Consider the following 25,620-nt stretch of genomic DNA (forward strand, 5'->3'; position numbering starts at 1 on the left):
ATCAGAATAGCTACCATCTGCGTTTTTTACTTGCCAAGTCTGTCAATGTCAACGGAAAGCCCTGTTGTTGATGGACATCTTGTAACTCATCAAATACCCGGACAATCCTGTCACTGTCATATAAACCATATTCGGCTGCTAGATACCTTAAAAATGGGACAAATTGCGGTATTAAAACACGATAGTCAAATTGACCTAATTCAAAATTTTTAATCGTGTTAAAGACTGGATCTTTTTCAAGACTGTCAATTTCGGCGGGAAAATCGGCGATGTAATAAATCATGATAACCGCCTCCTTGTGCTTTTCAGATTAAATAGGCCATAGTTGTCCTTGTAGTACAACATATCGATATCCTGACGAAAATTATCAAAGATGGAAATCAACACAAAAATCATCGCAAAATAATTGGATAAGCTGGCATACATTGACTGGTGTAAAAAGTATCCCAGCAACATGGGTAAAATAACGACAATGGCTAAAAACAGACTGCCGGTAATGGAAAAGAAAACCACACGACGGGTAATATAGCGTTCAGTGGTAATGCCAGGTTGAACACCAATCACATAATCGCCGGCTTCTTTAAGATCTTTAGCAATCTGGTCTGGCATGATATTCACAAACGAAAAACCAAATCCTAACAAATAAATGACTAATCCATAAATCACGATTCCAGATAAGTGTTTCACGTCAAATAACTGCGTCATAGTAGCGTTATGCCACCCAAATGCCTGCATAATGTACGCAGGAAAATACATAAACGTCGTCGCAAACATCAGTGGCATCGTGCCCCCGACTAAGATTCGAAAGCCAAAATAAGCGTCCTTAGAACGCCGATCAATCCCAATTCGCTGGACATCCATATGATATTCAGCTGAATACAAGGCAGTCGTGACATACATAAATACTAATGTGATAACCGCTAAGATTAAGGCCCGGTCTAAATGCTGCAAAATAGAAATATTGACCTCTTGAAGACTGCCTGTAATACCAGTGACAATCCCCGGAATAATCATGACAAACGGTCCACCAACCCCAAATTGCGCGTTGAAACTGGCCATCCAAGCCGCCATCATCGCACCGGTCACAAAAACCAACCCCGTAATCGCAAACATCGTCGTCACGGTTTGACCTGCCACGATTGGTTTAGCAGTTCGTAAGATATTAAAGGTCAACGGAATGGCTTGCAGGACAGCAAACAAGAGCGTCACCCAAATTTGAATGCGCCCCTTTTGTTCTTTTGAAAGTTGTCCCATTTGATCGCGCGCCGTTAGAAAAATAATCGACGTCAAAATTGACACCACCATGTAAGGTCCCATCCCCAGTGAAAATAAGGTTGGACTTTCAAACACCCCACCAGTAATTACTGATAATAATTTACCAGTGGATGGTGCGCCACTGACACGAAAATTAGTGGCAAACATCGGCACCGGAATATTTTGACCGAGACTATACACAGCAATCAGTAAAAAAGTCACTGAAAGACGATGTGTTAAATCGCGATATTTTTTCATGATGTTGCCACCTCCTTATATTATGGGAACGTAATGGCTAACGAGCCATCTTCATTTTGATCAACTTGGGTGAGTAATGCATTCCGAAACATTGCTAGCCAAGCTTCTTCTTCCATTTTGAAAAAGCCCCGACGTGAATCAATTGTAAACTCTGTGATTGGTTTGTGCTGGGCCGTGCTGCGGCCATTAACAATCATTTTTAATTGCTGCAGATAATCCAATTGATCAATCCAACTTGTATCAATCGCTTTTAGAATGACAACCTTTTTATAATAGGCTAACTGTTTGGAACTTTTAAACCGATCTAGCGACCGTTGCAAAGCATCTCGCGCAGTTGTTAGTAAAAAGCGGTAAACTCGCTTTTTGCGCAGTTTGGTGCCGACACCATCCTTGATTTGTTGGAGTTGATAACCTGGGTCGATGTTGTTGTAGACAAAATTAGTGATGTCGTTAAATTGCAGTTTGCGATGCGCATTCAAAAAGTTGTTAATAACTGTACTAAGTGCCCCGTTTATTAAAGCATTTAAGTAATCTGGATTTTCCTCAAGTACTTTATTACGAGCCGCATAAATTTTGTCCCGTTGATTACTCATAATTGCGTCATAGCCGGTCGTTTCACGTCTGGATTCAAATTCACTGTTACCAGTTTTAGCTTGCGCCTTATCCATCGCCGTTTTCGCAATGCGTTGTGTGAGCACTTGATACTCATCACGTTTGCCTTGGTTAACTTTGGTCTCTTGACGTTCATAAAACCGCCGTAGTCGATCAGAACCATTTTCGACGACCATTTTATCTTCTAAAGACACCATAAACTGACTTTCTCCGGGTTCACCCTGGCGACCAGCGCGGCCACGCAATTGGTTATCAACCCGTTTGCTGTTCATTCGTTCTGTGCCGATTACCAATAGGCCACCATTAGATTTAGCTTCATCACTGAGCTTGATATCTGTTCCTCTGCCTGCCATTGATGTCGCAAGGGTGACTGAATCCGTGTCACCCGCTTCACTAACGATTAGTTTTTCCCGTGGTGCTGTTTCAGCATTCAAGAGATTATGTGGAATTCGATTTTCTAACAAAATTAATGAATATAGATTTGACATGGTCACTGAACCTGTTTCAATCAAAACAGGCCGTTTCGCCGCCATCCCGGCTTCCACAGCTTCGAGCGAATGATCGATTTTGGCACGGTTAGTTAAGTAAACTTGATCTGGTCGATCAACACGAATGCTAGGTTCATTGGTTGGAATCACAATAACGTGTAAATTGTAGGTTTCCATGAACTCTTTTTCGTCTGTTTTGGCCGTTCCGGTCATCCCAGCCAACTGCTTAAATTTATTAAAAAGACTTTGGTAACTAATCATCCCCAAAGTTTTAGTTTCAGCAGTCAACTTGAGCCCTTCTTTAGCCTCGATTGCCTGATGGAGCCCACCATTTAATTTGACACCCGTCATTTTACGACCGTTAACTTCATCGAGTAATACCACTTTGCCGGCTTCAACGACGTAATCTTGTCCTTCTTTTTTTAAGAAATTAGCCTGAAGCGCTAAAACAAGGTGCCGATATTGATCAAAATACGTTTCCGCAAAAATATCATCGATATCAAAGTAGTCCTCAATTTTATCGAGACCTGAGGCTGTGTACCAAACTTTCTTTTTATCTTCACTAAACTCATAGTCATCGTCACTCAGGCTTTTAACAAACCAGTCACTCATTTCAAAATAGTTCGACTGTACTTTGGGCGCTCCCGAAATCACTAATGCCGTCTGTGCGCCGTCCAGTAAAATCGAATCAATTTCGTCGATAATAGCGTAGTTAAACCGTTTCACAAATTGTTTATTAATATCACTGCCTAAATTATCAAACAAATAATGAAATCCAAGTGTGGCATGGGTCGCATAGATAATATCGTTGGCATACAATTGTCGTTTTTCTTCGTCTTTTTCAACATCCACGCCAATGCCAACCGTGAGGCCAAGCCACTGATAGACTGCCCCGATTTCTTCGCCATCTCGTTGGACGAGATAATCATTTGTGGTAATCAAAAAATTACCCTTTTGACCAGCTAGTGCGTGAGCATACATCGGCATGGTTGCGACTAAAGATTTACCCTCACCAGTTTTCATTTCGGCAATGTTGCCAAAAAAGAGTGCTAGTCCACCCAAGACTTGCACTTCATAGGGTTCTAACCCGAGCACGCGTCGATCAGCTTCCATGACCACCGCAAAAGTTTGGGGTAACAACTGCGTCAGTGTTTTACCGTTAGCTAATTGGGTTTGAAAAATAGCAGTTTGCTGTTGTAATTCCTCATCGGTCATTTGCTGATAACGTGGCAAAACTCGATATATTCTTTTAGCTATCTTGTGATACTTACCTAGTTTTGTCATTGTACCTTCACCTAACTAATGACCAAAAAAGTACTGAGCGATGCCAAAAATTTGCGAAAAAAGCACACACAATGTGACCAATAAAATCAGACCAAACAAAACTGGTCGAACGTATTGACCAAGCGGCGTTTTAGGCTTTTTACCATAGGTATGCCGCTTTTTTTCTTCATCAAATTTTTGATTAATTAAATCATTTAACTTCTTTTTGGCCATTGTGATCCTCGCCTTAGTTTGCTATACACCTAGCTTAATAACTTTTGATAATCTGCTGCTGTTGATAGTGGTCCATTTTGGCTAATTAATTGTTCTAATTTAGCTTGCCACATGTTTTGATCTGATAAGATCGCTGTTAAATCGGCAATTAATGTCGACGTTTGTTGATAATCCAAGCTCTTGTAATTTTCTGTTTTGACGTTTTGATCCGTCAAAATCAACATGTGATTTTGATAGGCCTCTCGCATAATGTTACCGACTTTACCACCGGCGTTAATATCAAGATAGATATCTGCATCAGCTAATTCTTTCTGAATACCGCGCGGTGAAAAGCTTGGTAACAAGCGTAAATTCTGATGTTGATCTCCTTGATCAAGTAACTTCTTGCTCATCTCAGTAAAGGCCGCCACCGTTACATGAAGTTGTGGCAAGCGGGTTAAAATTTCGTTCAAGCCGCGTAAATCATCACTGTTAGTCAGTACAAAAGCGCGTGGTCGATATTGCGTGTCGCGAACAAATTCGCCAATATTTGAAAGATAAGCGAGTTGTACTGCGGTTTGTGGGAATTGATTGGCAACTTGATTAAGCTGGGTCTGATTGCCGAAAATAATTTTAGTAACTGCTTGACGTTGTTCCAATTCACCCACCATATTGCCAGGGACATTATCTGCCAGTGGTTCTTGCCAAAAGAGCGTGGTGTTTTGATTGTTGAGTAGATGTGCAATAAACAATGGGTAAGACAAGGAATTGATAACGATATCTGTTGGATCGATTTTGGCTTCCTGCAAAAAGTAGCCAAAAAACATGGTGAGATTGGCAAAATCATGAACTTGTCCTTGATACTGAAGTTTAATAATGCCTGAATCATGGTTTTCGGTAATCACCGTAGTACCTTCATGAAAATACTTTGTTTCGTATTCTTCACCATCTTGAAAATATGTGGTGGCAAAGTGAGTGCCAGCAATATTATAAAAATCCTTTTTAATGACCTTGTCACCGTCTTCAGCAGAATACCAGACCACGTTATCAACCAGTCGGTATCCCTCACGTCGAAAAGTAATTAATCCTGCTGTTCGACCATCATATTGGATGTGGGCTGAATTAGCACCGCCAACAATAATGTCATAGAATTCTGGGACCGGCACACGGTTGAAAAATAGTCCGCGACGGTTAGTTTCCTGCACCTTAGTAAAAAAGGTAAACGGACTGAGTGCCCCTTCTGGCAATTCGCCATCATAGTGTACAAACAAAGATTGACGGTTCAATTGCGCCGTTTTCAAGGACTGAATTAAATTTTGGGTATTTTGGTCATAGTAATCAAAAATGTTAACTTTCATAACGCGCTCCTATTTTAGACCTAACAATTTTTCCCATTTTGCAGCTACAACCGATCCTAAAAATTCTTTGGCTACATTTTGGGCAACTTTGCGGCCCGTATTTTCAATTCCTTGATCATAAAATGCAATTAATGCTTGGTATAGCTGCTCATCCAATTCATCAATTGAACTCTTTGGATACAAAATACCGTTTTTCCCGGGTTGGACAAATTCACGGTTCCCATACTCAACATCAACACCAATGATTGGTAATGATTCAGAAGTGGCTTCCAGTAATGATAACCCAAATCCTTCAGAAGTAGAGGCTGACACGTAGGCCCCATACTTGGCATAAACACCCGCCATTTGGCGATGACCCTCTAGATGAATATAGTCACTCGCATTTAATTCTTTAATCAATTTTTCAAGTTTTTGGCGTTCGCCACCCTCGCCGTAAATATCAAGCGTCAGGTTGCTCATTTGTTTTTTAGCCTTGGCGACTGCTTTAACAATGACGTCCAGATGTTTTTCGGGTGCCAAGCGGCTTGCCGTGACCAACGCATACGGATCATAATTTGGATCAGAAATGACTTGTTCCACGTAACCGACTGGAATTGTGACAATGTCGGTCGTGTTATCTGCAGGTAATTGACTGGCTAAAATTTGGCGCTGCCGTTCTGTCGACACAATAATGGCCTCAAAATATTTCGCATGATCAAACACATATTCATAAAAATTATTCCACGCAATGTGATCACCTTCAGTAACCGGCTCGTTAAAGTGTTCCGCATGAACCACTGACATGATGCGTGTTTTCCCAGCATATCTGGGTAAAAAGGCTTCGGACATTTCTAAGGCACGGTCAATAATGACAACATCGTCCGGTTGGATATTTAACTGGTTGAAAAAATACATATAAAAATCGAGTGTGCCATAAATAATATGACCATCAATCATAGTCGTCGTAATGTTATTATCTTGATAGTACTGTTCAAGGGCCACTGTGCCGTCTAGTCGATAAAAGACTCGTCGCACAATCTTGCCATTCCGAAATTCCTGCATGTCACTTAGGCTGGTATCATATTCAAAAGCCTGCGTGAGTTTACCTTTTTCTAGTCGATCAATACGATCCACCAACCCATTTTTTAATAGCCAAATCCGATAGGTCAATTCCAGATCTTTAATTTTGACATTCACACCCTTATCATCACGCGACGTGATGTCATAGGTGTTACCTAGCGTTGCTAAAAAATCTTCCACGGTATAGGTGGTTTCCACGGTTGGTCGACCGCTCAAATAGTTATAAATATTAATGACTTGATCATGTTTAAAACCCATTAGGTCTGTAAAAACCGAAATATTAGCAGAGATGTAATCTAAGAAAATATAATAATCGTCTGCATTGGTTTTCGCCAACAAATCTTTACGATATTTTTGGGCATATTCTACACCACTTGAAGCGTAGCCAATTCCCTTATTGATGTTATAAATCTTCAATGTCGTTTGGCCTCCATTAAATAATACGATTCGTTGGTTCTGTCTGAGATCCTCGCACTTCCATTTTACATAATTAGCGCTCATTGTACACATTTTAAGCCACAAAATCTAGCAACTCTATCATGCTCAGCCTTTTAGTTTTGCAGATTTCATTTTTAATGACAAACAAAAAATGGAGACGAAAATCGTCCCCATTTTTATTTTCCTCAAAAGATGCTATTGGATCGTATCAGATCCACTAGATTGACTAGGTTGTACTTTAGTTGGCAAGATGCATAAAATCAAAATAATAAACCCACCAACGTATGGTATGAAAATAAGAAACCACAGTCCCCATGGAAAACCACCGTCCTGAAGACGGCGCATGGTAAGTGCAATATTAGGAATTAATGCCGCTAACATATAAATAATCATCAAGACCAGCAAGAAAATTGATATCCCCAGCTGCGCGGGACTATTGGCATGTAGACCGTTTGAAAGTACATAAACACTTGAAATGCCGATGCCAAACGCCAAGCCGCCCAAAATAAGAATAATAATTGAATTAACTAACTGGACATACCAATACTCACTGCGAGTTGATTTCCCAATAAATTCCGCATATCTCTTCCAAAAAAGTTTGTAGCTCTGAACCATAGTTATCCCCCTTAACAAATACAAAGTCTATTATATTAGAAGGTTAATACAATGTCACTATTTTTTTTACAATTACTTTGTATAAATGGACTTATTGTGTCATTTTTTAGCTAATAAAAAAGGAAAATGCTTGATATAACAGCATTTTCCTATTATTTTTCTTATTTACGCGTTTGATTACGTGGTGCTGGTGCGCCAAACGCACCACCGACGATATGGAAACGGCGACGAAGGTACACATCTAACACGAATCCTATTACTGCTAAAACAATATACAAGAATGGTGGTAGTTGTGGATTGACGACGTTTGGTAATAGGCTGGCTGCAAAGTAAACCAAAATCCAAGCTGCCAGTGCTAAGACAATCGCTGACAGTTTATACCAAATATTGTGTTTGCCTTTGTTTCTTGGCGCCATGATTGTTGAAATCCAGGCAAACAGGAGACCACCCACAATTCCGACTAGAATAATGGCAGTAATCCCTGTGGTTCCTGATTGTTCCACCTTGAGTGACTTAGGTGAAAAGATACCCATCGCCCCAAAAAGGACGGTGAAAATGTTGAAGAACATCAAGCCATTATCGAGGGCCATTAACCAAAAGTTAGTGGTTGGTTGCGCTGCTTGTTTTGCGGGGCCATGGATCAAATCATCTGCTTTTTGAGTAGGGGTACCAAATAGTTGTTTGGCAGTTGTTCCCTTCTTTTGTGCCTCTAACAAAGTATCCAGTGTTTCTTTAATGGCATCTGGCTTTTTTTCTGCTTTGATGCCTTGCGCATCTAATTGTTTATTTAACTGAAACATGAATTCTTCATTACGTTTTGTTAAGCCCAAATCGCTGAATTCACGATGAATATCTGAATTTTTTTCGTGTTGCCGTTCGCGTTGTTGGCTGCCTGCTTGGGCGTTACGTTGTTCGTTTTCTTGTTGTGCCACGTTGATTCTCCCTTTTTTGGTGGTGGTTTTTTTGCTGTTTTGCTGCCGAAACGTGCTCCGAGCAACTGCTTCCTGCGGTTAACCCTTCACTCGTTTTTTTTATGGCTAAAACGTGCTCCGAGCACCCAGACCATTCCGGTTAACACAATAATTATCAAATCCCAAGCCCTGGGATTTAATAATTATTCCGTTAATCCTCGTGGTCTACCCGGGTGCTCTCCGCACTCTACACGTTGAACCTAAACTCCACAATATCCCCATCATTCATCACATAATCTTTTCCTTCAAGCCGAAGTTTCCCAGCCTCTTTTACCTTAGCTGGGGTCTCCAGCTCATCCAAATCTTTATAACTCATAACTTCTGCTCTGATGAAACCTCTTTCGAAGTCTGAATGGATGATTCCAGCTGCTTGTGGGGCCTTTGTGCCTGTCTTATATGTCCAGGCGCGTGTTTCCTTGCCACCTGCTGTGAAGAAGGTTTCTAGGCCTAATAAGGCGTATGAAGCACGGATTAATCTGTTTAATCCTGGTTCTTCGACGCCTTCCATTTCGAGAAATTCTTGTTTATCAGCATCGTCCATTTCAGCAATTTCTTCTTCGCTGGCAGCTGCAACACCGATGACTTGAGCGCCTTCATCTTTAACGTAATCACGAATTGTTTGCATGTACTTATTACTGTCGGGATCCGCCATGTCTTCTTCGGCAATGTTAGCGACATACAAAACAGGTTTTGAAGTTAATAAGAATAAGCCCTTAACAATTGGCAGTTCATCTTCAGTGAAATCAATTGTTCGGACACTCTTACCTGCTTCTAACACGGGCTTGATTTTTTCCAACACGGCAAGTTCTGCTTTGGCTTCTTTGTCGCTACCTTTAGCTGCGCGTTGTACCTTCGCTAATCGTTTGTCGACAGCTTCTAAGTCAGACAAACCCAACTCAAGGTTAATAGTCTCGATATCATCTACAGGGTCCACTTTACCAGTGACGTGGGTGATATTATCATCGTCAAACGCGCGGACCACATGGACAATCGCGTCAACTTGACGAATATTTTCGAGGAACTTGTTACCAAGTCCTTCACCCTTGCTTGCGCCTTTCACAATTCCAGCAATATCTGTAAATTCAAAGGTCGTTGGGACTACTTTTTTGGCAGGGATTAATTCTTGAATCCGGTCTAAGCGTTGATCTGGCACTTCCACCATCCCCACGTTGGGATCAATGGTGGCAAATGGATAGTTGGCCATTTCGGCCCCTGCTTTTGTAATTGCGTTAAACAATGTTGACTTTCCAACGTTTGGTAAACCAACAATTCCAGCTGTTAAAGCCATGAATACTTCACTCTTTCTTTACTTAATCTTTGGATGTATCAGTTGTGTCTTTTGCAACAACTTGTTTCATTCGTTTTTCAAAATTGCGACGCGATAACATCACAATGTGTCCACAGCCTTGGCACTTAATCTTTATATCAGCACCCATGCGAATAATTTGCCATTCGTTGCTGCCACATGGATGGGGCTTTTTCATAATGACAATGTCACCTTTATCGTACATGCCAAGCACCTCAATTCTTAGTTTAAATCAATTTCTAAAATTTCCAAAATGCGAGTTAAATCGTCATTCGACAAATATGGAATTTCAATTTTACCACTTTTTTTGCCCTTCGTCGTTGTCACAGAAACCTTAGTGCCGAATTTAGAACCAAGCTCAGTTTCGGCTTCCTTAACAAAGACTGACTTAGCAGCTGGTTTCTTAGCCTTATTTTTACGGTGCGTGCCGTTCATTTGACTGACAATTTGTTCCAATTGGCGAACAGTTAAGTTTTGCTCAACAACCCGTCGTGCTAACGCAACCAGTTTATCCTTGTCGCGTAATGCTAGCAAGGTTCGAGCCTGTCCCATTGATAATTGTTCTTTTTGCACCATTTCTTTGACCATCTTTGGCAGGCCAAGAAGACGCAAATAGTTCGCAATGTAGGGACGACTTTTACCTAGGCGTTCTGAAACTTGCACTTGAGTTAGTGATAATTTATCCATCAATGTTTGATAGGCTTGCGCTTCTTCTAGTGGTGTTAAGTCTTCACGTTGCAAGTTTTCTAGAACAGCAACTTCCATCATTTCTTCGTCAGTGACATCACGCACGATTGCTGGAATTTCTTTTTGATTAGCAATCTTCGATGCCCGAAAACGCCGTTCACCAGCAATGATTTCATAGCGTTTCATCTTTTTGTTAGGACGACGAACAATAATCGGTTGGAAGACACCCGACTTTTCAATCGAGGCTGCCAGTTCACCTAATGCCTTTGTATCAAAGGTACGCCGTGGTTGATATGGATTAGGACGAATATCAACCAGTTTCAGCTCTTCAACTGTTTCACTATTTGCATCAACATCGTTGTCTTCAAATAACGCTTCAATTCCACGTCCAAGACCTTTTTTACTATTTACCATGAGCACTTAACACCTCCTTTGCGAGTGCCATATAGACTTGAGCGCCTTTAGACTTTGGATCATAGTCAATAATCGGTAGCCCATGACTTGGCGCTTCAGATAACCGCACGTTTCGTGGAATAATTGTGTCATACACCTTATCACCAAAGAACTTTTGAACTTCGGCATTAACTTGTTGGCCTAAATTCGTACGTGCATCAAACATGGTCATCAGCACGCCTTCAATTTTCAGCTCTGGGTTAAAGTGTTTTTGAACCAATTTAATGGTATTAAGTAACTGGCTTAATCCTTCCAATGCGTAGTATTCACTTTGCACTGGAATCAAGATTGAATCACTGGCTGTAAAGGCATTGATTGTTAATAACCCCAGCGATGGTGGACAGTCAATTAAGATGTAATCATAGTTATCAGTGACCGTTTTAATCGCGTCTTGCAAACGCGTTTCACGCGCCATCATCGACGTTAATTCAATTTCGGCACCCGATAATTGAATGGTAGTTGGCACGATATCTAGACCTTCGTGCGCCGTCTGTAAAATCGTATCTTTTAACTCCACATCGTTAATTAAGACGTCGTAAACATCTTGTTCAATGTTTGATTTTTGAATTCCAGTTCCACTGGTGGCATTGCCTTGTGGATCAATATCAATCAACAATACGCGTTGACCAAGTTGTGCCAAACAAGCGCCTAGATTAACGCTCGTCGTGGTTTTTCCAACCCCGCCTTTTTGATTGGCAAGTGCAATCACATATCCCATTAGTTTAAGCCATCCTTTCTACTTCTTCTTTTTTGGAATTTCAATGACAATTTCATAGTGGTCATCGAGATTTGTTTCCGTTGATTTAATTTTCATGCCGTTATCACGGACTAGTTTAACCGATTTTTTAATCGTATTAACTGCGACTCGCGCATCCGCAGTGAGACCTTTGGTACTTGGGCGTTTGCGTTTCGTCGTTGCTTTTTTAGGTGCCGGCTTTTCTGGTGCTGGTGCAACTGGCTGTTCAGGTTCGTCTGGCAATGGCTTGCCGAGTTTTTCAGCAACCAATCGTTCTGTTTGTTTAACAGTGAGTCGCTGATTGACAATTTCCATCAACGCTTCACGTTGCGCATCCTCGTCCAATTCAAGTAATGCGCGGCCATGGCGTTCTGAGATGCGCCGGTCCAAAATTGCATTTTGAACAGGTGGAATCAATTTCAGCAATCGTAATTTATTGGCAACTGCTGATTGACTCTTACCCATTCCCTTAGCCAGGGCTGTTTGGGTTAAATGATTCAACTGCATCAAGCTCTTGTACGCCTGTGCTTCTTCAACAGAACTTAATTGTTCACGTTGCAGGTTTTCGATTAATGCCAGTGAGGCCGTTTCGCGATCATTCATCTTTTCAATGATGGCTGGCACCTTGGTCCAATTTAATTCACTGATTGCACGAAAACGCCGTTCCCCAGCAATAATTTCATACTTACTAGGTTCGTATTCACGCAAAATGATGGGTTGTAACAGACCATGTTCATCGATTGTGTCTGCTAATTCTTTAATTGCCTGTGGATCAAAAACTTTCCGTGGTTGGAACCGGTTTGGCGTAATCTGATCCACCGCAACCTCAACTACTTGATTTGTCGCTTTTTGTTTATTACTTCGTGAACCTCCAAAAAATGAAAACGCCATTTTACTTCCTCCCAACTCTCATAATGGTTTTTTGTTTGGTACTCCGGGGCGTCGTGGATACTTCGCCGGTGTATTTTTCTCTTTAGTAATGATCACAATTGATCGTTTTTCATTGGTCACCGGTAATTCAAAGCTTTCACTTTGCTGAACTTGACCGCCTAACGTTGCGATTGCTAGTTGTGATGCTGCTAATTCATCATCAGCCTTATCAGCTTTCATGGCTAAAAATGTGCCATTAAGCTTGACCAATGGCAAACACAGCTCACTCAACACATTTAACGCCGCTACTGCACGAGCTGTCACCACATCGAAGCTTTCACGATACTGACTTTTAACTGATCCAAACGTTTCTGCCCGGTCATGAATTAAAGTTACTTCTTCTAATTCTAGTTCTTCTACTAGTTGTGTCAAAAAATTAATGCGTTTATTCAAGGAGTCCACAATGGTTATTTTTAATTGTGGGAAGACAATCTTCATTGGAAGCGATGGAAACCCAGCACCTGCACCAATATCACACAGTGTTAATGGTTGTGTTTGTAAGGCTTGATCATAAAAAGCCGGTGTGATTGAATCGTAAAAATGCTTGAGATAAACAGCCGGTTTATCTGTAATGGTGGTTAGGTTAACGTGTTCGTTAGTTGCTACTAGTAATTCATAATAACGCTCAAATTGCGCGAGTTGCTGATTTGAAAGCTTAATATCATGTTGCAGTAACGCGTCATAAAACTGATCTGGTTGCATCTAATTCTCCTTTTTTGTGAAACAAAAATTTGTTTCACGTACGTGTTTACTTTACCCTAATCCGGGTGTTTTATCAACCCGTCTAACACTAGATATTTTCTTTAAAAATCGCGATTTTTAAGCAAAAAAAGCATGTATCTAGACATGCTTTAATCAATTATTTTTTTACTGTCTTTCTAGTCGTTAATTGTAAAACTAAAATGGCAATAATACCAATTAGTCCAACACTCACAAATGTAGCCCCTCTAACGAGACTGCTACTATCTTTTAAATCCCAAAAACTAATTTTTAAAATCACTAACAACACAGCTACCACTGCTTCGATATTCACACTCATCTTGTTCCAACGATTCCCTAGCCACAACAATACTAAACCCATGCCGAAAAATACCGTTGAACATAGTATTGCCAGAAAAACAGTATCACTCACATAGTAGTTCATTGCATAGACTGATCTAGTCACCAATGGAATAAAGACTAAGAAAAGAAGTAAAATGTAATTTTTTAAATGACTGTATTTAACATCCCACTGACGCCATACGGTTCTTGAAATGATTATCATCAAGATGAGAAAAATCAGATTATAAATAATCTTAGTAATACCAGCATGCTGGACATTTCCAATAGTGATTAAATACATGACAACTAAACAAGTGAGGCTAAAGATTGAACCAAATCGATTAAGTGGCAATTTCCAATAGCGCAACGCGATCGACACACCTAATTCAAGTAATAATAATGGCGAGACTAACTCAAAGTTGCCGGTAATTCTGTACGCATCTAAAATTATGATAAATAAACTAAAACAGAGATAACCTTTAACTACGGCTGAATTAATGGTTTGCTGCCATCTGCGATACAATAAAATGCTCAGGAGCAGCAGGACCACGTTACTAATGAAAATAGCCGTCAAAACTGGTCGATGAATCATTGCCTCAGGACTAATCCCCATCAGCGCGACAAAGGTGGCGTCAGCAATAACGCCCAATGAAACTTTTTGCCACCACGCAATGGTGAAATCGACTAAAAGGTAGCCCATGACGATACTGATTGACCACACCGTCGAATATGAGACCGCCCACAAACTAAACATACAAAAAACTTGTACCAACAAAATATACCCTTGAATCACACCTTTAATTGTTGAATTGCGCAGTACAAGTGGCTTGCCAGCCGAAATTAGTCTGAATATGAGCAATGGCAGCAAGGCGCCAACAATCTGCCAGCGGTTACCATAATGGTTAATTACTGAGCTCGATAATAACAATATATGGGTTTGAATTAGTCCGACTAATAGGTAGTAACTACTCATTTTTGCTTGCCATGCTCGACTGCAAAGCCAAGCGACAAGTGCACTTACTAAGAAGCCAACTAACCCAATTGTCTGAATTTGTTGACCGCTATAACTGACAACGTGCGTAATTTCGATTGTGAACACAAGCAAAAAATTGATCAGCAATAATAACCAGCTCAGGACTTTACTTCTCAACCACATTGTGATGACAAGGTAAAAAACGACACCAATTTCGACCGTTAGTAGTAATCCTGCTCGGTTCAAAGCTCCATCTGGAAAGATGAAAAAAATAGGCAGAAATGACATTAACAAATAGAAATCACGGCGAAATTGATCTTTTTTGGTTAACACTGTCAGTCCCAAAAAAACTACCATGGCCGTTAGTGGTATCCAATTAGTGCCATTGATCGCATATGCCAGAGATAACTGAAGAGCTAACATGACATTACCGACAAACCACGCCCATTGTACTTTTTCATTTTTTACGACTTTCAGGATAATTTCCGTGCTAACGATAACTAGAAAAATGATAATGCCCACGATACTACTGAATATTGTTTCCTTTTTTAAAATCATGTAAAAAACATATTCCAATGCCGCATATGCAAAAATAGGTGACCAAATATAGATTTTTTTAAAGCTGACAAATAAAGGCAAAATGAACAACAATACTGCAGAACTGATAATGGTTGTAGCCGAAAAACTCAATTGCGGGTTCATGACAAATGTACTTAAACAGCCTGTGATGATGGAAAAATAGACCAGAATAGTCTCAGAATGATGGATCAGACTTAAAACAAATGTGATAAGTAATAACCCGCTTAAAATACCAAGCCCGAGATATTGATTAAAAACGTGGTAGGTAATCACACCAGCCATGGTCGTTAAGACACCAATCCCGAGTCCCAATGATAGCAAAATATACCGCATGATTTGTAGTCGCCGAATCAGATAAGATCCACCAACTAACACAACGGCTAACAGATACAATCCACCCAATTTAACCGGAATACTCAAAAGATGGTAATCATTTAACACCTTTAACATCCAACCAACGCCGATTAGCACCATGATTGAAAACAACATCAATAAAATATTACTTGCTCGCCAAAAACTAGTCTGACCTGTTGATTCACTTTTGTCCTTATTATGATCCTTCACAAAAATATTCCCCCAACAGCATATTAATAATAAATCATATTATATTATAATATCTTATTGTTATCTATAGGTAACTCATCTATAATCCATTTATAGTAATATTTTGGGAGGATTTTTTCATGAGTGAAGGTACCACCCTTTTTTGCCAAAATTGTGGTAAAAAAATAAATGCTGAAGCAAAGTTTTGCCCTTTTTGTGGCTTTAAACAAATTCCACTTAAAGATATAGAACACGAACCAATCACTGATAACTATCAAAAACAGTCTCCTGAAAATGCCGCCAAACCTGTCGAAAGTTCAACTTCTAATACAGGTGATTCGGTGGTTAAGGCTGACACAAAATATCTGGATACTAGTTTTGATCAGCAAGCCTTTGATCAACAATCAGAATCTTCATTTGCCGGTGCGATCACCAACTGGTTTCACAAATTGTTTGATTTCAGTGGTCGAACCAGTTTTAGTGATTTTTGGTGGGCAGAATTGTTTATCACAATCGCCGAAATCACGTTCATGATTGTTTTAAAAACCATTGCCTCCTCGCCGTTAATGAGTCCTATTTATCGAACAGTATATACGCGCTATCAGACAGCATCTATCTGGACGCAGTTTACCTTTTTCGGTGGAACACTAATTATCGCAGTCATCGTGATTGCCGTCTTGCTTTGTCTCAACTTGACGCTCATTATTCGACGCTTGCATGATTCTAATAAACCGGGACATTTTTCCCTATTGCTTCTCTTTTGTTTCATTAAGTTTCCAGGCAATCTCCCATTTGCCCTCATTTTAATTATCTTGTTATTGCTACCTTCCAAAAAAATGAACACCGTCTATGGACCGCCTACTAAAACAACTAGTTAACTAGGTCAAACACGAAAGGAAGAATTATTATGGATCAAGAAAATGCAATTACTCAATGCCAAAACTGTCACAAAGATATTCCCGCAGAAGCGACTTTTTGCCCATATTGTGGTTTTAAACAAATTCCTGCAGAAGAAGTGTCTTCTGAACAAACTGAGCAACAACCAACTCAAGAAACAACTGCAAGCTATGTACCAGTGAGCACGCCGGCATCACTAACATCAGCAGAAGATGATGTTGAACCGGCTGCTAACACTGCACCTCAACAGCCTGCCCCAGCTGAAGTACAAGCTGTTAAACCTGCACCTAGTACGCAAGCCACTGTTTCGACAACTCAAGAAGAAAAATCAACATTTTCAGGCGCTCTTCGACGTTATTTTCATAATTTACTTAACATAAAAGGACGTAGCAGTGTTGCTGATTACTGGTGGCCACAATTATTAATGGCCCCAGTCTACACGGTTTTATGTTTTATTCTCTTTTTTATTGTAATGCTACCAACAATTAGCAACGCTCTGAGTGACAGTTTCTATAATGACTCTTCTGGTATTATTTCAACCATTCTGTCTCAAATTTTTGGCTTTGTTGCCATTTTTATTATTCTTGACCTGCTCTACTTCTTTTTCAATTTCAGCGTCATGGTTCGACGGCTGCATGATAGTGGTAAATCTGGTCTGTTCATGCTATTTTACCTGCTTGGTTTCATCCCATATATTGGTGCCTTAGCGTCAGGCATTACAATGTTTGTCTTTTCTTTATTACCAAGTGATTCAAGCGCCAATCAATATGGTAAACCAACTAAAACCACCAATTCTGCAAAATAACTAATTATTTTCTTTAACTTAATTTTCGAGGAAGGATTCTATGGCTGATAACGAAACAAGATTCTGTCAGTACTGTGGCAAGCAAATTTCAGCAGATGTTATCTTTTGTCCGTTTTGTGGTAAAAAACAATTAATTATGACAACGGCACAACAAGACATCCAACCAACTGCTACAATCGCTGTAGATACAAATAAACCAACTGAAACATCATCTAAAACTGAAAGTTCCAACGAATCTTCCACTTTTAGTGGTGCGTTAAAACGCTACTTTGCGCACCTGTTTAACCTGGATGGTCGTAGTGGATTAGGAGACTACTGGTGGCCACAACTGCTATTATTTATAGTGAATTTGGTTGTGATGACCATTTTGACCCTTGTTTTCTTTTTACCAGTATTCATCCATCCAGATGATTTTTTCTATTATGATGATGATTTTACGACCGCATTAACTGTTCGAATTATCGGCTTTATCGCCATTGTTTGTCTGATTCAACTCGTCGAGTTTTTCCTAAACTTTAGTGTGACTGTGCGCCGGTTGCATGACAGTGGTAAATCAGGTTTATTCTTACTGTTGTATCTTCTCTTTATCATTCCATACATTGGTGGCCTGGCGGCCAGTATCACATTACTGGTGTTCAGCCTTTTGCCAGGCGATCCAAGTCCTAATCGTTTTGGCCAACCAACACGGACGACCCATATAAATCAATAGACATCAATAAAATAAGCCCTCCTGCGGCTAACAGGAGGGTTTTGTGTGTGATAAGACTTTAATTTTTTGTGTTTAACTTAATCTTGAATGTTGCTTACTTCTTCAAGGAACCATTTGTTAAATGCGGCAGCATCGATATCGACACAAACCTTCGCATTTACTTTACCATCATGATAAGCACCACGAATGTCACCAACAGTTTCGCCCATTGCTGGGCCTTCTGTTTGAACATCAACCCACATTTCTTTGGTCGTGATGGCTTCTGGGTGTAACAAGTAGAAAATGGTGTTCACATCATGCATTGGGTGACCATTTTCATCACCATCATTGTAATGTGTTACCAATCCGTGAAGCATTTCGCCTGAACGGCCCATGGTTTTGAGCTTTTCAATGGTGTCTGGTGTTAAGAGTGCTTTTAAGGTAATATCCAGGCCAACCATCACGATTGGAATGCCGGAATTATACATAATCTTAGCAGCATGTGGATCAGTGAAGACATTAAATTCAGCAGCACTAGTCATGTTCCCTTCTTGCAAAGTGCCACCCATGGCCACAATTTGGTCAATGTGATCTTTGACTTCAGGATATTGTGTAAAGAGTAAGGCAATATTGGTATATGAACCAGTTGGTACTAAGGTGACCTTTTCATCACTGGCCATGATTTCATCATGTAATGCTTCAACAGCTGATTTTTCGATGGCTTTACCGTAATCTTCACCAAAGTCATAACCAGGCATCCCTGATTCACCATGAATGCGTGCAGCGTCTTCAAATGGTTTGATTAATGGTTGAGCAGCCCCAGCGGCCACCGGAATTTCTTTATCTTTACCAAAGAAATGCACGATCTTTAATGCATTGGCAGTGGTTTTATCAACTGTTACGTTACCAGCAACGGCCGTAACCAACTTCAAATCAATAGCGGGATCATTAATCGCCATTGTCAAAGCTGCTGCGTCGTCAATACCAGGATCAGTATCCATAATAATTTTAATTGCCATGCTAAAATCCTCCTAAATTTAAGTAAGCGCTTTAGAAAAAGCGGATATTAAAGGACAGCGTGAAAGCTGTCCCAATTTAATTTTAAAAAGTAATTTCTGTGTTGCTTGGGATTACCAAACAAATAATCCAACAAAAGCAGCAGAAAGTAATGAAACTAAAATACCTGAAAGAAGCATGTAACCAACGTTCTTAGCAATCATGTCGTTCTTTTCTTTATCAACTAAGCCCTTGAAAGCACCGATAATCATACCGACTGTTCCAAAGTTAGCAAATGAAGTTAAGAAGACTGTTAAGATGGCACGCAAGTGAGGTGTGTAACCGTTGATCACGTCACCAGCAACACGACCCATCACAACGAATTCGTTAGTCACTAACTTCAATCCCATGTCTTGTGACAATGTCCACGCTTGATCAACAGGGAGACCCATTAACCATGCAAATGGGAACATAATCACACCAAGGATACTTTCAAGTGAAAGTGGCTTCCAGAATAATGCCAAGATTTTGTCAATCAAAGCAGCCAAAGCAACGAAGGCAATAACGTTTGCAGTGATGATCAATACTAAACGACCAGCGCCTAGGATTGAATCGCCAAGAAATGAGAAGAATGGTTCGCGTTTTCCGTCTGAATCTTCTCCTTCAGAACCAACCTTGGCAATTGTATCTTCTTCTTCGGGAACCTTAACAGGATTCAACATACTTGTCACAATGATTGAGTTGATAATGTTAATTGGCACAGCCGTCAAAACGAATTGACCTGGTACCATTTGTGTATAAGCACCCAGAATTGAGGCCGTCACACAACTCATTGACATCATTGCCAATGTCACATTACGTTCTGCTTTCATTTGACGAAGTTGCATTCCTGAAATGGCAAGCACTTCAGTGTTACCTAAGAACATCATTTCTACAGCGAAGAATGATTCAAACTTAGGTTGACCAGTGATGAATGAAAGTCCACGACCGATCCATTTGATGATCCAAGGTAAGACACCAATATAAGTTAAGATGTCAAACATTGGAACAATCATCAAGATTGGAAGCAATGCACTTGTAATAAAGTTCATTGACTTAGCAGTACCACCATAATCGGCACTCACCCAGTTAGGTAAGGCGAAGATGATTCCTTGATAAGCCACTTCAACTAACCAGTTGAATCCGTCAGCGGCAGCTTTAACTGCGTCACGACCAACTGAGAAACTAGTGAAGAACCAAGCTAAAACAAGGTTAAGGACGATCATAATTGCGATTGAACGCCAATTGATTTCTTTTTTCTTACGTGAGAAAAGGAAACCAATCCCTAAGAAAACAATTAATCCAAGAATATTAATTGCTACGTACATGAGCTACAAACCCTTCTATAAAATATTTTTTACACGACTAAAACTAATCCGAATGTTCAAGAAAAAAATGATTGCAACAGAATTAGTGGTGCCTTATAAATATACCGCTTTCATTTTCATCTGTAAACTTTTTCGAATCAAATATATTAGCACTTGTACGATATTTTATTTACAAACTGTTAAAAACATTATTGATAATAGACACTAATTACAAATTTCATGAACTTTTCATAATTTATTCATACAAAAATATCTCATGATTTTTTTAGAATTCTAATCAAAAAAATAGTCAACTTTTCATAAAAGTTGACCATGCTAACAATTAATTAGTGCCCCTGCCAAGGACTTTTATTATCATCCCATTAACAAATTTTTTCAAGGTTATTTTTACAATAACTTTCAAGTAATAACCCACTATTTACCGCACACTTTTGATTGATTCGTTTTTTTAGTGGTTTCAAACCAAATAAAAAAGAACCCGAGCCCTTCTCAAACTCGGATTCCCCACTACCAGGAAGGTTAACAACAACTGCCTGATGTTTCATTCTTCAATTCTATAATCTTCGCCTCAAAACTTAGCTATTTTAAATCTTGTTCCACTACGCATATAACAAATCTTTGAAAACTTACTCGAGGTGCGAGATGTTACTTATTCATTATGGTCTACTTGAATCGATTATCTGGTGTCTCAAATGCATCGATTCATTACTTAATTTTTATTGACTGGTTCTTCGAGATTCCCTATTGGTACTGTGCTACTTACCTTTATCACAAAGACATTTCGTTCCATGTTCCAAGGAGTTTACTCGAGAAGGAAAGACAGTTTTGTTTAACTCCCTTCCTGTATTGTTATAGTAGCATGGTCGGTGATGAAGTGGCAAATGAAACGCTTTCTTTTTGGTGAGTTTTTTGGTTGTTTCTTATATATAGGAAAGTTGTTGGTTCAATCTGTTTAAAGGTAAAGTATTGTAGACATTTAGCTTAAAAAAATTTAAAAACATTTTTTTCTTTCTTATAGACTAAACGTGTTCCGAACAACAGTTTCTTCCGGTTAATCCAAATAAAAGCGTGGTCACAGACCCTGTGACCACGCTTTTATTTACATTAATCCTCAGAAACTACCCGTTGTTCTCCACACTCTCTCTTGAGTAACTAGCCAAATCAGCTAGAATTTCTTCCAAGAAATCTTGTTTTGACATTGTGTTTTGTTCCTGTTCACCATACTTACGGACTGTGACCGCATTATCTTTAATTTCACCGTCACCGACTACTAATGTGTATGGTACTTTCTTTGTTTGACCTTCACGAATCTTATAACCCATTTTTTCGTTTCGGTGGTCAACATCAACACGGATCCCAGCTGCTGCAAATTCTTTGCTTAATTCATCAGCGTAGGCACCATGAACTTCTTCTTTAACAGGAATAATTTTAACTTGAACTGGTGATAACCATGTTGGGAATGCACCTTTGTACATTTCTGTTAAGTAAGCTGTGAAACGTTCCATCGTTGACACCAAACCACGGTGAATCATGATTGGACGATGTTGTTCACCATCTTCACCGACATAATGCAAATCAAATTGTTTAGGCAACATGAAGTCTAATTGAATGGTTGATAACGTTTCGTCGTTACCTAAAGCCGTCTTTGTTTGCACATCCAATTTTGGACCATAGAATGCGGCTTCACCTTCTGCTTCGTAGTAATCAAGACCCATGTCATCCATGGCTTGTTTCAACATTGATTGCGCGTTGTTCCACATTTCATCATCGTCAAAATACTTGTCTGTATTTTCAGGATCACGATAGCTCAAACGGAAACTGTAATCATCAATATTAAAGTCATGATACACTTCGATCATTAACTTCAAGATGCTCTTAAATTCATCCAAAATTTGGTTAGGGGCAACGAATGTGTGACCATCATTCAAGGTCATTTCACGCACACGTTGTAAGCCTGATAAAGCACCTGATTTTTCGTAACGGTGCATCATTCCTAATTCAGCAATTCGTAATGGTAATTCACGATATGAACGAATGTGGTGGTTAAAGATTTGAATATGACTTGGGCAGTTCATTGGCCGTAATTCAAGTTGTTCGCCATCGCCCATGTCCATTGGTGGAAACATGTCTTCACGATAGTGTTGCCAGTGACCAGAAGTCTTATAGACATCTAAGTTCATCAATACTGGGGTATAAACATGCTTATAACCGTTAGCAACTTCTTTATCAATGATGTAGCGTTCGATGGTACGACGAATCGTAGCACCTTTAGGCATCCAGTAAGGAAGACCGGCACCAACTTTAGGATCAACAAAGAACAGATCCAAATCATTACCAATCACACGGTGATCTCGTTCTTTAGCTTCCTGGCGTTTTTGCAAATCTGCAGCCAAGTCATCTTTTTTATAAAATACTGAACCATAAATCCGTTGCAACATTGGGTTTGATGATTTACCTTCCCAATATGCACCAGCAACTGAAAGTAGCTTAAAGTTCTTCACAACATCAGCGTATGTCAGTACTTCACCACTTGCTGGGGCAATGAAATCACCAACTTGATATACGGCCACTTGACCATTTTCTGCAGCTTCTTCAAATAATTGGCTTAAGAATTGATCACCCTTCGCACTCTTTTGGGCATCAGCCAATGAAATTTCTGATTGTTCGATTTTGACATCGTCTTTAGCGTATTTTTTAATTTGATCTTCTAATTGTTCAAGTTGATCGGCAGAAACTTGGGCATCGTCTTTGTCAGAATCAGCATAAAAGCCATCTTCGCTGGCAAGACCGGCACCTAAACGGATGCCTGCAAATTGTTCGTGCAATGCAGCTTGTAATAATAACGCTGTTGTTTGACGAAGTGCCTGTAAACTTTGATCGGAATCGCGATCAATTTTATCAACTGAACCATCTGGTGCTAAAATTTGAACTTGTGCCATTGTTTCTATCCCCTTTGAATTGTTTTTATCCCGATCAACAAAAAAGTCCCTAGTATCGACTAAACGATACTAGGGACGTTAATTATCTATTGAATAACGTGGTTCCACCCATGTTCGTAGACCAATCGCATCTAGAATTAGACTGACCTACCTCAAATTGGTGATATCGGGACCATCCCGTTTTTCCTTATGTCGGAAAACAGTAGCAAGAGTGGTATTAATCAGTTTCATCAATCATAAGCTTTCAGATGAGGCTTAATCTCTCTGGTTTGAATTCACCAACTAACATGTCTCTTGATGATGTTTTCGATTATAGCACCCCTTATAAAAATAGCAAGGTTAATTACGGATTTAATTTTGATTGATCGTTAATTGACCGTGGGTGACGATTGATAATGGCGTAAATGATAATCAAAGCGACAAACCACACAAGAGACACCATCACGGAAATTCTGGTTTGTGCATCGAATAAGAGAAATACTAATACCCCAATGAAAAAGATTAAACTAGCATAATCCGTGAACGGATAACCAGGCATTTTAAACGATGGCACACCGAGTGGCTTTTGTTTACGAAACTTAATGTGGCACCATAATAAAATAATCCAAACAAACACGAAATTAATGGTCGAAACGCCTGAAATTAAGCTAAAAATACCGGCGGGCATCACATAGTTTAAAATCACGACGACAAACAAAATTGCTGATGAAAAATTAAGGGCATTGACTGGTACGTGACTGGCTTTCAATTTTGTATAGCGTTTGCCCGCATTGCCCCCAGTTGCCAATGCATATAGCGTGCGACTGGTACTGAAAATGGCGCTATTGGTGGCTGACATTGCAGCAGTTAACACGACAAAGTTTAAAATACCTGCCGCTGCAGTAATTCCGATTCCTGAAAAGACTTGGACAAACGGACTAGCGGTTGTCGTAATCTTGTTCCAAGGATAAACACACATAATGGCAAGCATTGAACCAACGTAAAATAGTCCAATACGGATTGGTAAACTGTTAATCGCTTTAGGTAAATCTTTTTTGGGATCTTGTGTTTCACCAGCTGTTAAACCCACCATTTCAATGCCGACAAACGCGAAGACGACCATCTGAAATGACAGTAAAAAGCCAACTGGTCCAGTGGCAAAAAAGCCACCATGTGAGACTAAATTTGATACTGATGCAGTTGAGCCGGCTACTTTGGCGTGAGTGACGGTTAAAACTAAACCAACGACCACAAGTGCAATAATCGCCAAAACCTTGATCATTGAAAACCAGGTTTCTAGTTCCCCAAACAATCCAACATTGACTAGATTAGTGATGAGCAACAGAACAATGATGACTAGTGGGCCAACCCATTGGGGTAAATTTGGAAACCAATATTTAAGATAAATTCCTGTCGCAGTCAGATCCGCCATTGCCAGCGATAACCAGCATGACCAGTAGGTCCAACCCGTAATAAACTCCATCCGATCGCCAAGATATTCTTTAATAAAATCAATAAAAGAATGCTTGCTCGTGTCTGATAGCAACAGTTCCCCAATCGCACGCATCATGAAGAAACAAAAGATCCCAACAATCAGATACGACAAAATAATCGAAGGCCCAGCATTGCGAATTGCACTACCAGAACCAAGGAACAACCCAGTTCCAATGGCCCCACCAATGGCAATCATCTGAATGTGCCGACTTTTCAGTCCACGAGATAGTGTAATTTGCTTATCATCTTCCATATGCAACCTCCTAGTAGTCAATGTGAAATAAAAGTATCAAAAAAGTCCCTTGTACATTTTAGAAATGTACAAGGGACGTATGGTTTTACGCGGTTCCACCCAAGTTTACAGAGTGCGGAGAAAGCCGGTTAACTTCTGAGGATTAATTTGATATTAGTGAAATCCCTATTTTTGGGATTTTACTAATATCGGATTAACCGGAAGAAGTTGGCTTTCGGAGCACGTTTCTGCCTCCAAAGGTCAATAAAGGAACCCACCCATAAATTAAGTCCAATTTATAACGCCATATCATTTCACTGCTTTCACCACCACAGTGTCTCTGTCACACGTCTCATGAGATTACTAGCCATTATACGTTGCCACTCAAAATTGTCAATAACGATTTAACAATTTTGGCTTCTATACAGTAATTATTCCTACCACGT

Annotated in this window: 22 protein-coding genes; 3 read left to right on the top strand and 19 right to left on the bottom strand. The window is 39.8% G+C overall.

All coding sequences use genetic code 11. From position 1 onward, the window contains the following. Positions 1 to 10: 10 nt before the first annotated feature. From ACYVQZ_RS06020 to ACYVQZ_RS06090, 15 genes are all read right to left on the bottom strand, one after another. Positions 11 to 283, bottom strand: a complete 273-nt coding sequence (locus ACYVQZ_RS06020; protein WP_461240503.1) for a hypothetical protein — start codon at positions 281 to 283, stop codon at positions 11 to 13. Further along, positions 280 to 1,512 carry a preprotein translocase subunit SecY gene (locus ACYVQZ_RS06025; RefSeq protein WP_461240504.1) on the bottom strand — a complete coding sequence of 411 codons (1,233 nt, stop codon included), beginning with the start codon at positions 1,510 to 1,512 and terminating at the stop codon, positions 280 to 282. Before ACYVQZ_RS06025 ends, ACYVQZ_RS06020 begins: the two co-directional genes overlap by 4 nt. Positions 1,513 to 1,532: 20 nt before the next feature. Beyond that, entirely contained in the window at positions 1,533 to 3,896 is a 2,364-nt protein-coding gene (gene secA, locus ACYVQZ_RS06030) for a preprotein translocase subunit SecA (protein ID WP_461240505.1), read from the bottom strand. A 15-nt stretch (positions 3,897 to 3,911) separates the two neighbouring features. Further along, the gene (locus tag ACYVQZ_RS06035; protein ID WP_461240506.1) at positions 3,912 to 4,109 is read right to left on the bottom strand and encodes a hypothetical protein; all 198 of its coding nucleotides are present in this window, start codon (positions 4,107 to 4,109) and stop codon (positions 3,912 to 3,914) included. Between the two features lie 29 nt (positions 4,110 to 4,138). Continuing rightward, the gene (locus ACYVQZ_RS06040) at positions 4,139 to 5,446 is read right to left on the bottom strand and encodes a glycosyltransferase family protein (protein ID WP_461240507.1); all 1,308 of its coding nucleotides are present in this window, start codon (positions 5,444 to 5,446) and stop codon (positions 4,139 to 4,141) included. 9 nt (positions 5,447 to 5,455) lie between these two features. Then, complete coding sequence (locus ACYVQZ_RS06045) at positions 5,456 to 6,922, bottom strand: glycosyltransferase (protein ID WP_461240508.1); 1,467 nt, start codon at positions 6,920 to 6,922, stop codon at positions 5,456 to 5,458. Positions 6,923 to 7,138: 216 nt separating this feature from the next. Beyond that, the gene (locus ACYVQZ_RS06050; RefSeq protein ID WP_461240509.1) at positions 7,139 to 7,558 is read right to left on the bottom strand and encodes a DUF805 domain-containing protein; all 420 of its coding nucleotides are present in this window, start codon (positions 7,556 to 7,558) and stop codon (positions 7,139 to 7,141) included. A gap of 161 nt (positions 7,559 to 7,719) precedes the next feature. Then, on the bottom strand, positions 7,720 to 8,490 hold the full coding sequence (locus ACYVQZ_RS06055) for a DUF1129 domain-containing protein (RefSeq protein WP_461240510.1): 771 nt from the start codon (positions 8,488 to 8,490) through the stop codon (positions 7,720 to 7,722). 226 nt (positions 8,491 to 8,716) lie between these two features. Beyond that, the gene (ychF, locus tag ACYVQZ_RS06060; RefSeq protein ID WP_461240511.1) at positions 8,717 to 9,817 is read right to left on the bottom strand and encodes a redox-regulated ATPase YchF; all 1,101 of its coding nucleotides are present in this window, start codon (positions 9,815 to 9,817) and stop codon (positions 8,717 to 8,719) included. Positions 9,818 to 9,839: 22 nt separating this feature from the next. Further along, positions 9,840 to 10,040, bottom strand: a complete 201-nt coding sequence (locus tag ACYVQZ_RS06065; RefSeq protein WP_461240512.1) for a DUF951 domain-containing protein — start codon at positions 10,038 to 10,040, stop codon at positions 9,840 to 9,842. 17 nt (positions 10,041 to 10,057) lie between these two features. Next, positions 10,058 to 10,936, bottom strand: a complete 879-nt coding sequence (locus ACYVQZ_RS06070; protein WP_461240513.1) for a ParB/RepB/Spo0J family partition protein — start codon at positions 10,934 to 10,936, stop codon at positions 10,058 to 10,060. Beyond that, positions 10,926 to 11,693, bottom strand: coding sequence for a ParA family protein (locus ACYVQZ_RS06075; protein WP_461240514.1), 768 nt, complete (start codon positions 11,691 to 11,693; stop codon positions 10,926 to 10,928). Before ACYVQZ_RS06075 ends, ACYVQZ_RS06070 begins: the two co-directional genes overlap by 11 nt. An 18-nt stretch (positions 11,694 to 11,711) precedes the next feature. Beyond that, positions 11,712 to 12,602, bottom strand: coding sequence for a nucleoid occlusion protein (noc, locus tag ACYVQZ_RS06080; RefSeq protein WP_461240515.1), 891 nt, complete (start codon positions 12,600 to 12,602; stop codon positions 11,712 to 11,714). A gap of 18 nt (positions 12,603 to 12,620) precedes the next feature. Further along, a complete protein-coding gene (rsmG, locus tag ACYVQZ_RS06085) occupies positions 12,621 to 13,343 on the bottom strand; it encodes a 16S rRNA (guanine(527)-N(7))-methyltransferase RsmG (protein WP_461240516.1) in 723 nt (240 codons plus the stop codon). A gap of 157 nt (positions 13,344 to 13,500) precedes the next feature. Continuing rightward, positions 13,501 to 15,798, bottom strand: coding sequence for a hypothetical protein (locus tag ACYVQZ_RS06090; RefSeq protein ID WP_461240517.1), 2,298 nt, complete (start codon positions 15,796 to 15,798; stop codon positions 13,501 to 13,503). A gap of 119 nt (positions 15,799 to 15,917) precedes the next feature. Between ACYVQZ_RS06090 and ACYVQZ_RS06095 the strand changes: the two genes are divergently transcribed. The 3 genes from ACYVQZ_RS06095 to ACYVQZ_RS06105 are packed head-to-tail and all read left to right on the top strand — an operon-like array spanning position 15,918 to position 18,188. Next, complete coding sequence (locus tag ACYVQZ_RS06095) at positions 15,918 to 16,655, top strand: DUF805 domain-containing protein (RefSeq protein WP_461240518.1); 738 nt, start codon at positions 15,918 to 15,920, stop codon at positions 16,653 to 16,655. A 29-nt stretch (positions 16,656 to 16,684) separates the two neighbouring features. After that, positions 16,685 to 17,479 carry a DUF805 domain-containing protein gene (locus ACYVQZ_RS06100; protein ID WP_461240519.1) on the top strand — a complete coding sequence of 265 codons (795 nt, stop codon included), beginning with the start codon at positions 16,685 to 16,687 and terminating at the stop codon, positions 17,477 to 17,479. A gap of 40 nt (positions 17,480 to 17,519) precedes the next feature. Continuing rightward, entirely contained in the window at positions 17,520 to 18,188 is a 669-nt protein-coding gene (locus tag ACYVQZ_RS06105; protein WP_461240520.1) for a DUF805 domain-containing protein, read from the top strand. A gap of 77 nt (positions 18,189 to 18,265) precedes the next feature. Here ACYVQZ_RS06105 and rihC read toward each other — a convergent pair whose 3' ends face one another. The 4 genes from rihC to ACYVQZ_RS06125 form a co-directional block, all read right to left on the bottom strand. After that, positions 18,266 to 19,186 carry a ribonucleoside hydrolase RihC gene (gene rihC, locus ACYVQZ_RS06110; RefSeq protein WP_461240521.1) on the bottom strand — a complete coding sequence of 307 codons (921 nt, stop codon included), beginning with the start codon at positions 19,184 to 19,186 and terminating at the stop codon, positions 18,266 to 18,268. A gap of 111 nt (positions 19,187 to 19,297) precedes the next feature. Beyond that, positions 19,298 to 20,530, bottom strand: a complete 1,233-nt coding sequence (locus tag ACYVQZ_RS06115; RefSeq protein ID WP_461240522.1) for a NupC/NupG family nucleoside CNT transporter — start codon at positions 20,528 to 20,530, stop codon at positions 19,298 to 19,300. Between the two features lie 1,118 nt (positions 20,531 to 21,648). Continuing rightward, positions 21,649 to 23,469 carry a threonine--tRNA ligase gene (thrS, locus tag ACYVQZ_RS06120; RefSeq protein WP_461240523.1) on the bottom strand — a complete coding sequence of 607 codons (1,821 nt, stop codon included), beginning with the start codon at positions 23,467 to 23,469 and terminating at the stop codon, positions 21,649 to 21,651. A gap of 343 nt (positions 23,470 to 23,812) precedes the next feature. Then, positions 23,813 to 25,195: an amino acid permease gene (locus ACYVQZ_RS06125; protein WP_461240524.1), complete on the bottom strand. Its 1,383-nt coding sequence runs from the start codon at positions 25,193 to 25,195 to the stop codon at positions 23,813 to 23,815. Between the last annotated feature and the right edge of the window lie 425 nt (positions 25,196 to 25,620).

It is taken from the genome of Paucilactobacillus salsurae (genome assembly GCF_054784995.1).

Bases quoted from the DNA above. Each gene is read 5' to 3' on its own strand.
- ACYVQZ_RS06025 (WP_461240504.1), bottom strand. From the start codon at position 1,512: ATGAAAAAATATCGCGATTTAACACATCGTCTTTCAGTGACTTTTTTA.
- ACYVQZ_RS06040 (WP_461240507.1), bottom strand. From the start codon at position 5,446: ATGAAAGTTAACATTTTTGATTACTATGACCAAAATACCCAAAATTTA.
- rsmG (WP_461240516.1), bottom strand. From the start codon at position 13,343: ATGCAACCAGATCAGTTTTATGACGCGTTACTGCAACATGATATTAAG.
- ACYVQZ_RS06050 (WP_461240509.1), bottom strand. From the start codon at position 7,558: ATGGTTCAGAGCTACAAACTTTTTTGGAAGAGATATGCGGAATTTATT.
- ACYVQZ_RS06100 (WP_461240519.1), top strand. From the start codon at position 16,685: ATGGATCAAGAAAATGCAATTACTCAATGCCAAAACTGTCACAAAGAT.
- secA (WP_461240505.1), bottom strand. From the start codon at position 3,896: ATGACAAAACTAGGTAAGTATCACAAGATAGCTAAAAGAATATATCGA.
- ychF (WP_461240511.1), bottom strand. From the start codon at position 9,817: ATGGCTTTAACAGCTGGAATTGTTGGTTTACCAAACGTTGGAAAGTCA.
- thrS (WP_461240523.1), bottom strand. From the start codon at position 23,469: ATGGCACAAGTTCAAATTTTAGCACCAGATGGTTCAGTTGATAAAATT.
- ACYVQZ_RS06065 (WP_461240512.1), bottom strand. From the start codon at position 10,040: ATGTACGATAAAGGTGACATTGTCATTATGAAAAAGCCCCATCCATGT.
- ACYVQZ_RS06035 (WP_461240506.1), bottom strand. From the start codon at position 4,109: ATGGCCAAAAAGAAGTTAAATGATTTAATTAATCAAAAATTTGATGAA.
- noc (WP_461240515.1), bottom strand. From the start codon at position 12,602: ATGGCGTTTTCATTTTTTGGAGGTTCACGAAGTAATAAACAAAAAGCG.
- ACYVQZ_RS06105 (WP_461240520.1), top strand. From the start codon at position 17,520: ATGGCTGATAACGAAACAAGATTCTGTCAGTACTGTGGCAAGCAAATT.
- ACYVQZ_RS06115 (WP_461240522.1), bottom strand. From the start codon at position 20,530: ATGTACGTAGCAATTAATATTCTTGGATTAATTGTTTTCTTAGGGATT.
- ACYVQZ_RS06095 (WP_461240518.1), top strand. From the start codon at position 15,918: ATGAGTGAAGGTACCACCCTTTTTTGCCAAAATTGTGGTAAAAAAATA.
- ACYVQZ_RS06075 (WP_461240514.1), bottom strand. From the start codon at position 11,693: ATGGGATATGTGATTGCACTTGCCAATCAAAAAGGCGGGGTTGGAAAA.
- ACYVQZ_RS06125 (WP_461240524.1), bottom strand. From the start codon at position 25,195: ATGGAAGATGATAAGCAAATTACACTATCTCGTGGACTGAAAAGTCGG.
- ACYVQZ_RS06020 (WP_461240503.1), bottom strand. From the start codon at position 283: ATGATTTATTACATCGCCGATTTTCCCGCCGAAATTGACAGTCTTGAA.
- ACYVQZ_RS06070 (WP_461240513.1), bottom strand. From the start codon at position 10,936: ATGGTAAATAGTAAAAAAGGTCTTGGACGTGGAATTGAAGCGTTATTT.
- rihC (WP_461240521.1), bottom strand. From the start codon at position 19,186: ATGGCAATTAAAATTATTATGGATACTGATCCTGGTATTGACGACGCA.